Origin of the sequence: Stenotrophomonas sp. SrG (genome assembly GCF_050031795.1) — a bacterium.
Classification (GTDB): Bacteria; Pseudomonadota; Gammaproteobacteria; order Xanthomonadales; family Xanthomonadaceae; genus Stenotrophomonas; species Stenotrophomonas rhizophila_A.
Window position 1 is genome coordinate 1 of the sequence record NZ_JBNBBE010001435.1, and the last position, 234, is coordinate 234.

The 234-nt window shown below is 75.6% G+C and carries 1 protein-coding gene; it reads left to right on the forward strand.

From position 1 onward, the window contains the following. Positions 1 to 234 (forward strand): TolC family protein (locus ACQG3P_RS24140; RefSeq protein WP_426806461.1); only part of this gene is annotated, 234 nt, incomplete at both ends.

The following is a 234-nucleotide window of genomic DNA, read 5'->3' on the forward strand; positions in this document are numbered from 1 at the left end:
CCGCCGGCACTGCCGCCCGGGCTGCCGTTGGAGCCCGACGCGCAGCTCACCCGGCTCGACCCCGGGTTGCCTTCGGCGCTGCTGGTAGCGCGCCCCGCCGTGCGCCTGGCCGAACACCAGCTGCGTGCCGCGAACGCCAACCTCGGCGTGGCGCGGGCGCTGTACGTCCCCATCCTCGCCTTGACCGGCGCGGGCGGCTACGCCTCCAACGAGTTGTCCGGGCTGGTGTCGGAC